A 14,661-nucleotide genomic window follows, 5' to 3' on the forward strand; every position below is an offset into this window, starting at 1 on the left:
CTCTCAGCATGAGGAGATGAAGCTCCTCCTTCGGAATGGTGAAATCCGGGATATTGACGTGATAAACACAGACCTCAGGGACGAACACGGGGATCTTATCGGCTATATGTGTATCGGGGATGACATCACCGATAGAAAAATTGCGCAAAAAGAAGTGGAAGCATGGCGTAACCGGTACAAAATGGTCACAACTTCATCCGGCCTTGTTGTCTATGATTATGACATGAAGCAGGATCGGATCATCATGAGTGAGAATGTCAGTGATGTCTTTGGATATCCGCATGATGAGATCAGTCATGGATTTGATCAGTGGCTTGAACTTGTCCACCCTGATGATCGAAAGGCAGCCCTTGATGCGTTTTATTCAGTGCATACAAACTCCGGGGGAGGCATTGTCAGGTACCGGTTCAGACATGCTGATGGTCATTATGTCTGGGTAGAGGATCGGGTTTCTGTGTTTGATAAGTTTGATTCTGACCGGCTTATGGGCATTATGGCTGACATTACCAGGCAGCAGGAGGCAGAGGAGGCACTGCGGCTCAGTGAGGCACACCTCAAAACTGCGAATAATAAGCTTAGTCTTCTCAGCTCCATCACCAGACATGATATCACAAATTCGCTCAGTGCAATGCATGGGTTCCTCTCTCTTTTGGGAGAGTGCGAACCTCAGGAAATTCCGATATTTACAAAAAAACTGCAGGATCTAGCCGTTTCAATAGAGTCTCAAATAGCCTTTTCACGTGAATATGAAAAGGTCGGAGTGTCAGAACCGGACTGGTTTTCCGTATCTGATATCCTGGAAAACTTACCGTTCGAGCATATTCGCCTGAACTGTGAAGTTCCTTCCAATCTTTGGATCTATGTTGATCCCATGATCCCGAAGGTCTTTTACAATCTCCTCATCAATGCAAAGAACCATGGAAAACACGTCTTTACCATCACCGTGTCATGGAGGAATAATGATACGTCCCTCATTCTCTCATGGGAGGATGATGGCATTGGTGTTCCCCATGAAGAAAAGGATCTGATCTTTACCTACGGATATGGGAAGAATACCGGGTATGGATTATATCTTATATCTGAAATACTGAAGATTACTTCGATTACCATCTCTGAAACCGGCACACCAGGGAAAGGGGCACGATTTGAGATGGTGGTTCCTTTCGGAGGATACCGGTTTTCCTCATAATGAACTTACAACAGGATACCGGGGTTTTCCTAATTTCATCCAGTATTCAGCATGACTTCTGATTTTTTTTCTTCAGACCATCAATCCAATAGTTTATGCTGATTGGGATCAAAGTTTGTTGATCCAACTGATAGTACAGACTATCCAGAGAAGGTGTTATGAGCAGGTCCGGGGATAAACAGTTCCAATATGGTCAATATTCGTTGTCGTACCATATTATGCTCATCTTCCTGATCATAGGCATCATTTGTACAAGCATCATCTTCGCCTATCTCTTTCATGTTGAATCTGATTCAATAGAGTCTGAATTTTTCCTTTCCCAACGATATGGGGAGGAAGCCCTTATTCATGCAATCCAGCTGGCAGATCAGAGTCTTTCGTTTTATGATAATGCATACAATCAACCTCTCCGTCTGGCACTGCTTGATTATCAAAACCTCTACCATCAAAGCGGGAAGAGTCCTGAAGAGTTGGATTTAGAGGGAATAAAGGAGAAAGTGGCAGGTTATTTTGATCACCCCATCGACCTGTATATCTTTAATTCTTCAGGAGTGATCATTGCCTCAACCTTTCAGCCAGATAATGGGCTTGACTTCTCATTTGCCCCGAAATTCAAAGAACGGTTGAATACCATCCGGCTTGGAGACTCAGTCGCATTTGATGCCATCGTAACCGGGACAAAACTGGGAGAAGAACGGAAATATGGATACATCCCGACACGGGATCATGAGTATATTCTGGAGATTGGGATAAATCTGCAGGAGTTCTTTGAAAAACAGGGGATATCCAAGTATCCGCGTCTTGCCCGCTGGTATAAAGAGACGCAGCAGGATATTGAATCAGTATGGATATTTGACCTGACCTTTAATCAGGCTACAGATATCCGGACTTCCATCCCCGGATTTTCGGTGTACCCATATGAATTTGTGGACCGGACAGATCGCATTGACAATTTGATAACAGCCTTTGGTGAAAAAAAGAGCTTTATCGTTACCGGGCCACAACCAAACCAGATTACGAAATATCTCTATATCCCCCAGATAAAAAGTTCCACAGTATCATCTGGTCTGTTCGACAAAGTGGCAGAGATCGTCTACTCATCTGAACAGGTACGGCAGAAGACAGAAAAGGCACTGTTAAAGAATATCCTCAATGCCCTGATGATCATAGCACTGTTATGTCTCATCGCATTTTTCATATCACGGTATGTAACCAGGCCGGTTTACCAGATAATTGAGGACATTGAGATCATTGCAGATGGAGATTACGATCACCCGATCCGCCGGACAAAGGGCTTTGAGTTTCGAAGGCTGGAAGCGAGTATTCAGAAGATGGTAGGGCGGCTGAAAGAGGATATCATCTCAATCAGGCAGAAGACGGATGAGCTGAATGATGAATTACGAAACCGGCAATTTGCAGAGGAGTCACTTCGGGCAGCAAATCATAAGTTATCTCTGCTTGGAACCATTACCAGGCATGATCTGCTGAATCAGATGTCTGTGGTATCCTCAGGATTTGACCTTCTTGAGGATGAGATTCCGGTTAATGAGCAGAATATCCGGATTTTAGCCATGATTCGTGATGCCCTGAATTCCACCAGTGATATAATCCTCTTTACCCGGATATATGAACAGATGGGGGTTGACAAACCGGTCTGGCATTCCGTAAGCAGGCTTATAAATGAGACGATAAAAAATTTCAGCGAGCACTCCTTGACCGTTCATGATCAGACGAATGGTCTTCTTGTATATGCTGATCCGATGTTTGACCGGGTCATCTATAACCTCATTGAAAATTCACTTCGTCATGGCGGGGAGGTAAGCCGGATCTCCTGTGACGTGAGGATTGATGATACGTTTGCCATACTCACCTATTCTGATGACGGGTCGGGGGTCCCTGCAGCTGATAAGGAGAAGATATTTGCAAGAGGATATGGGAAAAATACCGGTCTAGGACTCTTTCTGACACGGGAGATCCTCTCCCTTACCGGTATAGAGATCCGGGAGACTGAAACCCCAGGGGAAGGTGCCTCTTTTGAACTGAAAATTCCGCAGGGAAAATGGCGGTTTGAGGATGCCGGTAAATAATAGAAAACCATCGGGCCGGTGTAGATCCGGATGCATATATAGTGCTTTGCATGAGTGTTTTCGGTTTTTTAAAAAACTGGAGTATCAGGTTATCTCTCAAAAATATCTGATTATTGGCGAAATAGGAGGTCCGAATTATACATCTATAAGAACTATTTCCCTGCTCTGAATGTATGAATGGCGCACCTGCAATTGTCAGACATCATGGGATTATTGTTCAGGTTATATAGAAAAAAATTATAAGTGATGACCGGAAATCCATATATTTCAAACGATATAAAAACGATTTAATACCCTTTTTTTCAATAAAAAGAGATAAATTATCGTCTTTTAATATAGCCAAAGGATAGGGTCAGACGCCTGTCTGCCACATTCATGACCGTGTTTTTTTCATTAAAGTGATATTCTTCTCCCAATTCAAATATCTGCAATAATCAGGTAAATCATGAAAATAAGGATTATTTTCGGAGTATGAAATTTATAAAACCCACCTGTTTTTTATCGTAGGGATGATTTTTCCTTCATCTCTCATCCTGGTGGTCTGGTCTCTATCACACTGATCAGAGATATGGATCCGGCCGGAGATGTGCGTGTGGATCCTGTCGTATACTTCTCACCATCCGTTGTGATAAGAATGGTTCCCCTGATATCAGTCTGAAATACCTCTGCCCCGGCAGCCTCCAGTCCCATCACGGTTGCTTTATTGGGGCCTTTTCCGGTCCTTCCGACACTGATGACAGCCACTTCAGGTTTTAAGCGATGAATAAAGCCTGCATCATATGCCTCCCGTGATCCATGATCCGGGACACGAAGGATCTGGATGGGATCAGGAAGAGAGATATCTGGTGAACCGTTCTGTGAAAGGAGGAGCATGGATACATTTCCAACGCTGATCTTCAGAACCGCCTCATCATATCCCATCCCTGTCTGGTTAACCGGAACAACTTCAATAGACGCATCGTTCCCTATCGACATGATATCACCCGCTGCCAGTGATGAGTGGGGGATTGATTCATTCTCTATCTTCTCGAGGACCCGTCCATAATACGGATATACCTGACCGGTTCCGGTATCGCGATAATCGTAAACGACAGTCCGGTTCATAACCTCAAGGATTCCCCCCGTCTTGCCCGGATCCATACTGGTCACCAGGAAGAGATCCAGAGCGGTGATATTATGGCCGGTCAGATATGCCGCTGTGGTGTTCCGTTCCGGTCCTGCATCGATCAAAGTACAGGTCCCTGCTGTCTCCACCAGGACTGCATCACCGGTTCCGACATCAATGACATGAATGGTTGTCTCCTCTGCTGTTCCTGGTGAAAATACAAGTAAGAGCAGGATTGTGGTACACATTATTACTCTGTGAAAGCTTCTCATGGTGTATTGATACCCCCCGTTCCGGGTATACCATACGTTATCCAACGTCCCTCAAATTGCTTCTTCTTATGTTCCGATGCTCTACGATGAGAGAGGAATAACCCCGGTATGAGTGATATCTATAAACATTGGCAGAAAAGATGTATAATCAGTCAACAGTCTTATGGTTCCTCTCAAACTTCCCATCGGTATTCAGTCATTTTCAGAAATTCGAACCGGTGGGTATGCCTATGTAGATAAAACCCCCTATGTTGCCTCATTAGTGCAGGAAGGAAAATATTACTTCCTTTCCCGGCCCCGCCGGTTTGGGAAAAGCCTCTTTCTTGATACACTGGATTGTGCATTATCAGGAAAAAAGAATCTTTTTAAAGGCCTCTTCCTCGATAGTCCGGAATCCACCTGGGACTTCTCAGTAACCTGGCCGGTGATACGGATAAGCCTGGGTCAGCGGATCAATACCACGTCTAACGAACTTCATGAATACCTCACCCAGATTATCAGCCGGGAAGCACAGCGGTTTGGATGTACTATCAATCCTCATATTTCACCCGGATTTCAGCTTGAAGATCTCATTCGTGATGTGAATAACAAGACGGGGCTTCAGGTGGTCCTGCTTGTTGATGAGTACGATAAACCAATTCTGGACAATATCAATTTTTCATGCATTCTTATTCTCAATACCACATGAAAATTATCGGAATAATCTGATTTCACGATTTGAAGGCTATTATGCGAGTGTTGTATATGCATATCTGGCAAGTCTGGGATATGAAATAATCCCGGAGGATACGACGAATAAAGGCAGGATTGATTTAACTGTCAAAACCAGATCATATATCTGGATCTTTGAATTTAAGGTAAAAGGAATTGACCATTCGGGTAATAAGGATCCCCTGAAACAGATAAAGGAACGGGGATATGCTGAAAAATATGCCGCTGACTCCCGCCCGGTTATTGAAATTGGGATCGTTTTTGATCCAAAAACCAGAAATATTGAGGCATGGGAGGTAGGAAACCCTGATTTTTAATTCTTTTTACTGATTACTTTCTCAATACTCTCCAGTAACTCCTGTTTCTTATAGGGTTTGACGACATAGCCGGCGGCACCGACCCGGAGAGCCAGGGCAACGACCTGTTCAAGTCCGGCAGCAGAACACATAATGACAGGAATTTCGGGAAAATCCTGTTTCAATTCACGCAATATCTCAATTCCATTAAGTTTCGGCATGACCAGATCAAGCATGATAAGGTCAGTTGGATGGATTTTCAGGAAATCAAGGATGTGTATTCCATCAGGCTGGGTCAGGGTGTTATAGCCCGCTTCGGTCAGAATGACATTCATCTCTTCAATATCTGCCGGATTATCATCAACCATTAAAACAGTGGTCATACCATCAACTCATAGTGAACAGCAAATTACTCTTTCGGATTTCTTTCTCATTGATCTTCATATGGTATGAATTTGTCTAAAAAAATCTGAAAAGTCAGGGGAGCTTATTCTCCCGCTGTTGCAGCAACAATGACATCTGTATTCATCGTGACATACAGGTCAACCGTCTCACCAGCTGCCGGATATTCCGTGATATCTTCAGTCACCGTGATAAAGCCGGGCTTTGAAGCCACCATGGTTTTATACGGTGTTCCTGTAGTATACACCGGGATCTGCAGATGGCCGTTCATGGTCATACCCTTGTCCTCTCCGTCCATCTCGATAGTAACACCGTCTTCATTGGACCAGATCAGGTAATATCCAATATCTCCACCCAGTGGTTTTGGTGTCGGAGTCGGACATGGGGCGGGTTCGATATCCACGTAAATATCAATGGTCTGACCTTTTGCTGGAACAACTGGCAGGTTTCTGGTGACACTTGCATACGAACCGCATCCTTCATAGGTAACGGTATATGTTGAATAGGGCGTTCCTGTCGTATATATCGGGACAGAGAGCATGCCATTCTGGATATCCCCGACATATTCACTGTCAAGGTGCACTTTTGCTCCATCTGCATGACAATGGAATTCATACCAGCCCCTGTCCCCTCCTATTTTGGCTGCGGTTCCCCCGGTTAACATTAATGCCCCGGCAATAAGCAGACAAATTATTCCAATTCTAAAGTTCATGGATAACCTCCGTCAGGTGTAATACACCATCAGGTACTATGAGAGATTCCCCCATGGATATAAAAATTATATGATTACCAGTGTTCATCTGTCTGGAGATGAAACATATACCTGAAACCTTCGATGGACACCTGGACTTCTCATCTCCCTGAAATCTTTCAGTCCCTTGTATCACCAGAGTATTTCATGCCAGATACCTACCGGCTCGGGACTGATGCCTATCTGGTCCCTTCTCCTGACCGCCAGGATCTCCTCTTTTCATTCCCGGTGGTATTCAGGGTGCCCGTAATTGATGAGATATCCCTTCCGCTCTCTGCATCAGCAGGGGCTGTCCATACGATTATTGAGTATTGCAAACAGTCATCGATGAAAGATACGAGAATGGGAATACTGTATGGTGCAGGAACCGGAAATCAGAGCAGGTACCAAGTTCATATCGAACCATGTACGATCGCTTCATCCCCGTCAGCACTTGCATCCCATCTCTGGAGACCGGATGATGAGAATGTTCTGTGTCCTCATGGGATTCGGCTCAGTATCCGGGGAGCACTGCCGTACCTGCCGCTCTCTTCGACCAATATTACTCATGTTCAATCAGATATTGGATCATACCTCGCTGCTCTTGCTGATTGTATACACAAGGTTCCTGTCAGACAGATAAAACGGGGGTGGGAGACGGTCCTTGATCAGCTGCATCTTCGTTCAGAACTTAGCCGGATGGGTCTGGTCTGTTTTATCGGTGATGGAACCCGCCCTGCACGGTCATTTACCCGTCACCGGAGCTGGCACCGGGTAGCAGGGCCAAAAGAGGGGGTTCATATTCCATTTTACTGCCCGACTGAACTCTCTCCGGTTGAAGTTATGCTTGCAGGGTCTAACCAGACCGTGTCCGGTCTTGGAATAAAACGAGGTGAGATATTCGCGATAACCGGCTCGAATGCAGAGGGAAAATCCACCTTACTCAATGCCATTCAGGCAGGTGTGGATGATCATGCTCCGGGTGACGGGAGAGAAGTACTGGTCACCGTTCCTGGGGGTTTTTCTCCGGATGCTACCGGAATTGAACTGAAAGGTGCCGATCTTCGTCCATTCTTCGGGGGTATTCCACCGGGGATGTCGGGAACTCCTGATTCTGTATGTGGACAGGGAAGTGGCTCGGCATCCATGGCCTATCGGATCTCTGATGCACTCAGACGTGAAGCACCCTATATTGTTATCGATGAGGATCGTGCTGCCCAGAACCTGATGGTTCCCTGTTACATGAGCCATTCCAAAATCCGGTCGCTTGCATTCCTGCTCGCAGAAGATAGAACCGTATTTGGGGATACATCGTTTATTATTGCAGGATCAGGCATGGAACTCTTGATAGCTCAGGCAGACCGGATACTCAGACTTTGTCAGCACCAGCCATATGCTCTCTCTGTTCCAAAATATCGGGAAGGGCTTTATGAATTCTATGAAAAAATGGCTGGAATGGTCCCGAAAAAATCAGGTGAACGTGATGTTGGCAAATAATTATTGATATGTTTGACAAAACAAATCTCGTATAATTTGCTGAAAAACCAGACAATCGGGAAAAATATCAGTTATTCAATATATGAGAAAAAATAAAAGGGTGTTTTGTCTTTAATAATATCTGAAGGGTCGATCATCATGCTTGATTCCGATATCCATAAGGCGCTTTGTCAGGTCCTTCAGATCCGACCCGACGATACGGTCACGGGATATCGTATACAGGACATCATCCATAAAGAGTGACCGGAGCACCGTTGACCCATACCACCATTCATCATCTGACGAACCGGTTCCCTGTTTAACCCGCCCTTTTTCAGTAAATCCGGTATCCGGGTTAATACCAAATACATATGTCCCCTGCCAGGTCTCCTCGGTATGGGATCCTTCATACGTGCTACCCTGGACCGGTATGTGAACAACCTCCCTGATCGGAATTGCCATGATATTCTTCTCCTTATCAAGCAGGAACGCCCGGTGATCTGAAAGGACGGCAGAGTCAGATCCCTTCTCTCCGATGACAATACTCTCAACAAGTCGTGGATTATTCACATTACTCACATCAAAGAGGGCTATCTTCACCCCGGTCGGGACAATTCCGCCCCATTCATTCTCCATGGTGTCTTTGCCAATGCCAATCAGGTGAGTCTCGTCATAGGGATGGAGATAATCTGAATATCCGGGGATTTTCAGTTCTCCAAGGAGGCCGGGCTGATAGGGATTGGAGAGATCAATCACGAACAGTGGATCGGTCTGCTTGAACGTAACCAAGTAGAGCAGGTCTCCCATAAACCGTGCAGAGTAGATCCTTTCATCAGGAGCCAGATGTTCGAGCCGACCGATGATCTTCAGGGAAGGGTCAAAGACATAGACATTACTGTACTGTCTGGCATCAGATGCAAAGTCAGATACAGTTGTTGCAACCCGGAGATTTCCACGGTTTTCATCCAGGGAGAACTGATTTAAGAGGTATCCAGGTACAGTCCCCGTTGCTTTGTATGCGATGTCACCATCTTTAATCGCAAACCGGTGAATGACCGACTCCTGCTCTGGTTCTTTTGATTCTGCTGATTTTTCATCTGTTAGGTACCACCCGTACCAGGGTCGCTGTTTTTCATAGGCAACATACACATTCTGCGGCGATACATAGAGTGTATTTGAATATCCCAGAAGGAATGACTCAGCCTTGGGCTGCCCTGACCCGGTCACCGGAAATGAGGTCAACGTATGCATCTGGTACTCATTCATCAGAGATGGGGGACACCAGATCGATGATATCTCAATTGGTTCTGTACCGTCATAGATGATGGGCATCCGGGGATTATGGTAATCAGGAGTCTCTTTGGTCAGAACATAGACATAATCGCCGATCATCCGGGCATTATCATATGTTCCAGGGGCAGAGATTGTCCTGACTTCCTTCGGGCTCTTCCGGTCGGAGATATCATATATCACGGCCTGTGTCTTTCTCGAATAATCAGGGATTGGAACCGCCGATCCCTTCGGGGTGTACCAATGCTCGTCATTCGTGTCAGTAAAGACGACAAGACGGTCCCCTGCAAGGAAAAGCTCTGATACTGACCCTTTTACCGGCAATTCAGTCACGATCTTCCCCTGCTGCGGGGGGAAGGCATCGACGATGGTGAGGGTATCTCCACTCTCGATGTAGATATATTTTCCATCATTTTTTACAAAATCCGCTTCATCAACTCCGGCAACCTGAATGTTGGTCGTGGAAAAGTCACTTGCTCCTTTGTCTGAACCTGCAGAGGTCGTGGCAGGTGCTACCATCTCCTTTGCAGCCATGGGAGCAGGTGCCAATACCATCTCTGGGACTGCCATGGCCATATCATAATACATCCCGTTTGAATAGCCATACCGGTATTCAGAGGTGACATTCTTCATATACTCTTTTAAATCCTCATCGGTGGTTATCTCCAGCATTCCAGGTGCAGATGCATCGGTGCCGGATACCTGGAAAAGCCCTGCACATACCGCTATCAGGATCACGGTAAGAAACAGGGATCGCATTGGTGCCTGTGGTATCATAATGATGTAATATACCTGATGAGGGTAATTAGTTGTCGAAGGCTTGGAAAATTTTCAAAGTAATCTTCTAATCGGAAAAGTGCTTTTCTGATTTTAAATCATTATTCTGGTTCATCCAGTTCATCTTCGTAGATGTATCCCTGGTTCATCTCCAAAATCCTGCTGACCTGAATCGATCTGGTGGGACATTGTTCTTCACATGTTGAGCATCCGGTGCATTTTTCCTCATGGAACACGTGTGCTATCCCGTTCTCTACGGCAAGAATTACTTCATCTGTGGTTACCGTTCCCTTCGATGTGAGAACCGGGTCTGTCTGCCGGTTAATCGGACATGCAACTGCACAACTACCACATCCAATACATGTGACCGGATTAATCCGGATATGAATAGAATAATTCATCCAGGTCTCTGATCTGGTTGCTTTTTGGAATATTCTTCCTGATTCCAGTACTACTTCCGGGCAGATTTCAACACATAGTCCACATCTGATACAATGACCTGGATAAATATGGGGGTTCCATACCGCAGGCCTTCCTGTTTTTTTCACTTCCAGGGCACCAGGAGCCGGACAGATCATCTGACAGAGATAACAATGGGTACATGCCCTCCCGGTAATTTCCGGGACACCCCGTGCATGAAGAGGAGTTTCCAGAGGCTCCGTGCGTGGATGAAGAAAATTAATAATCCATTTCTTTCGAAAAAAGAATTCCAGGTAGTTCTGAATGAATCGCACAGGTACTCCCTGATGTACATGTATGCATTCACCATAATGAAAGGGTTCGTATTTCATTATGACCATACCCGGATGTATTAATTCATTCAGGTTGACATATATGTATGCGAAAAATTCCCCTCTATGAGAAAGGCGGCATTATCAATGAACTCGGAGGAGATTACTGTACTGTCAGACTCCGAATCCCTGCTGGTCTGATAACGGTCGACCAGATGGAGGGTGTTGTAAAGATTGCCAGGAAATTCAATACCCAGGTGCATCTGACCACCAGACAGACGATCGAACTGGTCCATGTTCTCCCCGCTTCCCTTGACCTCCTTGCTACAGATCTTGAAGCAAACGGGACTCCTGTCGGGGCTGAAAAAGCGGAGATAGTCAATATTACTGCCTGTCCTGGGACAGACAGGTGCCGGTTTGCCATGATCGACTCAATATCTCTTGCCAAAACTCTTGATGAGAAATTTTTCGGAAAGGAGATGCCGGTAAAGTTTCGAATAGCCGTCTCTTCCTGTCCGAATTCCTGTGTGAGTGAGCGCCTGAATGAGATTGGAATCACCGGAGTCGTCAGGCCATACCGGGTTCCGGGAACCTGTACCGGGTGTGGAACATGCGTTCAGTACTGTAAAGAGAAGGCAATTTCCATTAAAAACGGACAGATACAGATGAACGACGACCTTTGTGTTCACTGTGGGATGTGTATCCAGTCATGCCCGTTCCATATCATCAAGGCTGAACCGGCTGCATATCATATCACCATTGGTGGCAGGCGTGGCCGGCATCCCCGTGTCGGGTATCATATTGTTACGGTTAAAAATCCGGAAACGGTAGTCAACGTCATTGAACGTGTGGTAAAGTGGGTCTATCGAAAAGCCTGGAGTGATTCCCTTCTTCCGGATCAATTAGAGATTCTAGACTTTGAATCTTTTAAAAAAGAGCTGGTTGGAGAACTTAATGAAGATGAGGTAATCACCGGGTACTGACTAAATACCCTGATTTTTCGTCATCTCCTTCGCATGGGGTATTTTTCCGACTGCTGCCATATATACTGCAAACTTTTTTTCTCCATCAATACCGATTAGGTAGTTTATTTCATCATCATTGAATGCACCTATAGCACAGACACCACACCCGACAACCTGAGAAGATAAATAGAGGTTCTGACATATATGGCCTCCTTCAAGGAAAATATCACGGAATCCTCGTTCACCATATCGCCAGGTCATTCGGTATGAATTGGCAACCCAGATAAAACAAACTGAGGCTTTTTGAATGCAGTCCTGGTTTAACCCTCCCTTATAGACAATCTCTGGTATCTGCTGCTCTTCAGATATAGCCCCAAGACTATGTTCCAGGGCCAAAAACCGGTACAGGCCTGATTTAAGGCCATGTACATCTCTTGCATACAGGTAGGTATCAATTGCATGACGTGCCCCGGCTGATGGAACGGTTCTGAAGGTACAATCTTCCATTATCCATTTTACGCCCTGTGTACACCAGAGCAGGTACGATAGGTCTTCGATAGAAAGAGGGGTGTCCTGATATGTTCGAATACTCTCTCTGGCTTCTATCGCAACAGATAGATCAAGATTTATCAGAAGTCCCGCATCCGGATCTGGAAGAGCGATCACCGTACCCTCAAAATCATCTTCTAATGGAGGAGATGGAATCCCTCTCATCTGATCAGTCGTAATTGGGCAGGTATATCGTGTTTTTCGTATGAAATCTACTCCAATTCCCATTAAAATCCTCTTCTTTTATGATATCTTCAGTGCTCTTTCAGACAACATATTTGCCCGCTTCTTTTCAGATTATATCCCTGTAAATGCCCAATTTCACTTCTCCATTCTTCAGATGATAGTATCTCCTGTAACGCGTTAATTTGTTCTGATTGTGCATCATCCTGCTTAACGATAAGATCAATCCGTTCACTTCCAATTACTGGTCCAAAAAGATCATATTCAGATGCCAGCGATGCTGAGCAGGGCCCGAAATCAATCTTTTCCTGTATTATCTGTTGCACTATCTCAAGTTCGGTTTTACATTCAGGTTCAATCCTTTCAATGAGCAACGGATTTATCTGATGATTGAGAATAAACTGTTCCTGAATTTCATAAAGAAATGAATGATCCGGGATTTTTGGAAAGGCAAATTCTTTTAATGAGTCATAATTTGGAAATACAGAAGCAGCCAGAATATATTCACGGTCAGCAACAGTAATTGTACATAATTTTTGATGAGTGTTGGTATATCCATGTTCCAATACATTCAGTCCGTTATTTCTGGGGCGGATAATTATGCCACCATGAACCGTATTCTTTTGCATGGAAAGAAGGGTGGATTCCAATGATGCCTCACGAACATAGATTCTCTTATTGAGCTTTCTGAGGTACTGGTCAAGAACGTCAAGGATAGGATCATACATCCCGTAGAATAGATAGATATTGTCAGGTGGAGGAGAACATCTTGTCATATGAACCAGGCTTTTTTTTCCCTTTCCTATTCCCTCACTATTTCGGGCAATATGCAGGACTGCATTAGATTTCACTGCTGAGATCTGGCCACCTTCGCGAGGAACCATCATTGCTTTATACTCATCACCTACCTTTCCTACGACCATCAGAACAAAATCATCGGTACCCAGCTCACTCGGTACAGAATCTGCCAGAGTAACCGGTATGGAATGGTGGATTGGTACAGGATATCCGATATCTGAAAGCCAGGGGATAATCAGTCCGCGGAGGACTGCAAGAGCTCCTGCTGGAGTTCCGGGGACTCCAAAGACAGGAATATCCTGAACAATCGCTGCGAGTGTGGTTTTTCCAGGCCGCATGGCAACTCCATGATACAGAATTGTTCCTATCGCGGTCAACACATCTTTCGTATGATCACGACATCCTGTTGAAGACCCACCTGATATGATAACAAAGGAACATTCCCCGACGGCTTCTTCCACTGTATCCCGTATTTTTTTTGGATCATCGGGTATTATGGGATAGATAAATGTTTCTATACCAATAGTTACAAGAGAGGCTGCTAACATCTCACAATTGCTTGCAATCACCTCACCAGGGCCTGGTGCTGTACAGGGTTCTTTTAATTCATCTCCCGTTGGGATTAGTCCCACAACAATTTTTTTAACCTGCACCGATGTAATCCCATATCCAATCATCGCTCCAATATCCTCAGGAGAAATCACGTGATCTGCAGGAATAATCATTTCTCCGGTCTTGATTTCACTTCCTGCTTTTTGAATATTCTGCCCTGGTCGTGCTGGTTTTAGTATGGTTATGTTGCCATTGACATCCTCTCTGATATCCTCATGCATAACTACGGCATCAAATCCTTCCGGTATCGGTGACCCGGTATGAACCTGATCAAATACACTCAGTTGTACCGGGTCAGAATCCGATGCATTGAATGTATCAGAGGCATTAATTACATACCCATCCCTTTTGGATACTGCACTATTCGGGACTGTAAGCCTGGAGTATACTGGTTCATGGCAGATATGGCCATGACTTTTTGTAACCTGAATCGTTCTGATCAGGTATCTAGGTTTCGCAGACGTCTTCAGAATTCTTTGTGCAGCAAG

Annotated in this window: 13 protein-coding genes; 6 read left to right on the forward strand and 7 right to left on the reverse strand. The window is 45.1% G+C overall.

What is annotated here, in order from left to right:
- Both LDL35_RS08540 and LDL35_RS08545 read left to right on the forward strand, forming a co-directional pair.
- A partial coding sequence (locus tag LDL35_RS08540; protein ID WP_304021683.1) for a PAS domain-containing protein occupies nucleotides 1-1,189 on the forward strand: 1,189 nt, incomplete at its 5' end.
- A 158-nt stretch (nucleotides 1,190-1,347) separates the two neighbouring features.
- Entirely contained in the window at nucleotides 1,348-3,276 is a 1,929-nt protein-coding gene (locus tag LDL35_RS08545; RefSeq protein WP_304021685.1) for a HAMP domain-containing sensor histidine kinase, read from the forward strand.
- 528 nt (nucleotides 3,277-3,804) lie between these two features.
- Here LDL35_RS08545 and LDL35_RS08550 read toward each other — a convergent pair.
- Nucleotides 3,805-4,629, reverse strand: coding sequence for a hypothetical protein (locus LDL35_RS08550; protein ID WP_304021687.1), 825 nt, complete (start codon nucleotides 4,627-4,629; stop codon nucleotides 3,805-3,807).
- Between the two features lie 187 nt (nucleotides 4,630-4,816).
- Here LDL35_RS08550 and LDL35_RS15305 point away from each other — a divergent pair, with 187 nt between their 5' ends.
- Nucleotides 4,817-5,341 (forward strand): AAA family ATPase, encoded by a 525-nt coding sequence (locus LDL35_RS15305; protein WP_369694901.1) that lies wholly within the window; start codon nucleotides 4,817-4,819, stop codon nucleotides 5,339-5,341.
- Nucleotides 5,274-5,681, forward strand: a complete 408-nt coding sequence (locus LDL35_RS15310; protein WP_369694902.1) for a PD-(D/E)XK nuclease domain-containing protein — start codon at nucleotides 5,274-5,276, stop codon at nucleotides 5,679-5,681. The genes LDL35_RS15305 and LDL35_RS15310 overlap by 68 nt, the downstream gene beginning before the upstream one ends.
- Here LDL35_RS15310 and LDL35_RS08560 read toward each other — a convergent pair.
- Nucleotides 5,678-6,043 (reverse strand): response regulator, encoded by a 366-nt coding sequence (locus tag LDL35_RS08560; RefSeq protein ID WP_304021689.1) that lies wholly within the window; start codon nucleotides 6,041-6,043, stop codon nucleotides 5,678-5,680. The two genes, LDL35_RS15310 and LDL35_RS08560, sit on opposite strands and share 4 nt — an antisense overlap.
- 104 nt (nucleotides 6,044-6,147) lie before the next feature.
- On the reverse strand, nucleotides 6,148-6,774 hold the full coding sequence (locus LDL35_RS08565) for a hypothetical protein (RefSeq protein ID WP_304021691.1): 627 nt from the start codon (nucleotides 6,772-6,774) through the stop codon (nucleotides 6,148-6,150).
- Nucleotides 6,775-6,897: 123 nt separating this feature from the next.
- On the opposite strand from LDL35_RS08565, the gene LDL35_RS08570 reads away from it, so the two are divergent.
- On the forward strand, nucleotides 6,898-8,289 hold the full coding sequence (locus tag LDL35_RS08570) for a P-loop domain-containing protein (protein ID WP_304021693.1): 1,392 nt from the start codon (nucleotides 6,898-6,900) through the stop codon (nucleotides 8,287-8,289).
- Between the two features lie 111 nt (nucleotides 8,290-8,400).
- Here LDL35_RS08570 and LDL35_RS08575 read toward each other — a convergent pair whose 3' ends face one another.
- Complete coding sequence (locus LDL35_RS08575) at nucleotides 8,401-10,335, reverse strand: beta-propeller domain-containing protein (RefSeq protein ID WP_304021695.1); 1,935 nt, start codon at nucleotides 10,333-10,335, stop codon at nucleotides 8,401-8,403.
- Between the two features lie 101 nt (nucleotides 10,336-10,436).
- Nucleotides 10,437-11,069: a 4Fe-4S binding protein gene (locus tag LDL35_RS08580; protein WP_048067988.1), complete on the reverse strand. Its 633-nt coding sequence runs from the start codon at nucleotides 11,067-11,069 to the stop codon at nucleotides 10,437-10,439.
- A gap of 104 nt (nucleotides 11,070-11,173) precedes the next feature.
- Here LDL35_RS08580 and LDL35_RS08585 point away from each other — a divergent pair, with 104 nt between their 5' ends.
- Nucleotides 11,174-12,049, forward strand: a complete 876-nt coding sequence (locus tag LDL35_RS08585) for a 4Fe-4S dicluster domain-containing protein (protein WP_304021698.1) — start codon at nucleotides 11,174-11,176, stop codon at nucleotides 12,047-12,049.
- On the opposite strand, the gene LDL35_RS08590 is transcribed toward LDL35_RS08585, so the two are convergent.
- Together LDL35_RS08590 and LDL35_RS08595 are read right to left on the reverse strand one after the other, a co-directional pair.
- Nucleotides 12,050-12,745: a SagB/ThcOx family dehydrogenase gene (locus LDL35_RS08590; RefSeq protein WP_304021700.1), complete on the reverse strand. Its 696-nt coding sequence runs from the start codon at nucleotides 12,743-12,745 to the stop codon at nucleotides 12,050-12,052.
- An 89-nt stretch (nucleotides 12,746-12,834) separates the two neighbouring features.
- Nucleotides 12,835-14,661, reverse strand: a 1,827-nt coding sequence (locus LDL35_RS08595; RefSeq protein ID WP_304021702.1) for a molybdenum cofactor synthesis domain-containing protein, incomplete at its 5' end; no start/stop codon positions are given.

Source organism: Methanospirillum hungatei, from assembly GCF_020216685.1.
GTDB lineage: Archaea > Halobacteriota > Methanomicrobia > Methanomicrobiales > Methanospirillaceae > Methanospirillum > Methanospirillum hungatei_B.

What these genes read in the sequence shown, in the direction of transcription:
- LDL35_RS08545 (WP_304021685.1), top strand. Translation starts at nt 1,348, where the DNA reads ATGAGCAGGTCCGGGGATAAACAGTTCCAATATGGTCAATATTCGTTG.
- LDL35_RS08550 (WP_304021687.1), bottom strand. Translation starts at nt 4,629, where the DNA reads ATGTGTACCACAATCCTGCTCTTACTTGTATTTTCACCAGGAACAGCA.
- LDL35_RS15305 (WP_369694901.1), top strand. Translation starts at nt 4,817, where the DNA reads ATGGTTCCTCTCAAACTTCCCATCGGTATTCAGTCATTTTCAGAAATT.
- LDL35_RS15310 (WP_369694902.1), top strand. Translation starts at nt 5,274, where the DNA reads ATGAGTACGATAAACCAATTCTGGACAATATCAATTTTTCATGCATTC.
- LDL35_RS08560 (WP_304021689.1), bottom strand. Translation starts at nt 6,043, where the DNA reads ATGACCACTGTTTTAATGGTTGATGATAATCCGGCAGATATTGAAGAG.
- LDL35_RS08565 (WP_304021691.1), bottom strand. Translation starts at nt 6,774, where the DNA reads ATGAACTTTAGAATTGGAATAATTTGTCTGCTTATTGCCGGGGCATTA.
- LDL35_RS08570 (WP_304021693.1), top strand. Translation starts at nt 6,898, where the DNA reads ATGGACACCTGGACTTCTCATCTCCCTGAAATCTTTCAGTCCCTTGTA.
- LDL35_RS08575 (WP_304021695.1), bottom strand. Translation starts at nt 10,335, where the DNA reads ATGATACCACAGGCACCAATGCGATCCCTGTTTCTTACCGTGATCCTG.
- LDL35_RS08585 (WP_304021698.1), top strand. Translation starts at nt 11,174, where the DNA reads ATGCGAAAAATTCCCCTCTATGAGAAAGGCGGCATTATCAATGAACTC.
- LDL35_RS08590 (WP_304021700.1), bottom strand. Translation starts at nt 12,745, where the DNA reads ATGAGAGGGATTCCATCTCCTCCATTAGAAGATGATTTTGAGGGTACG.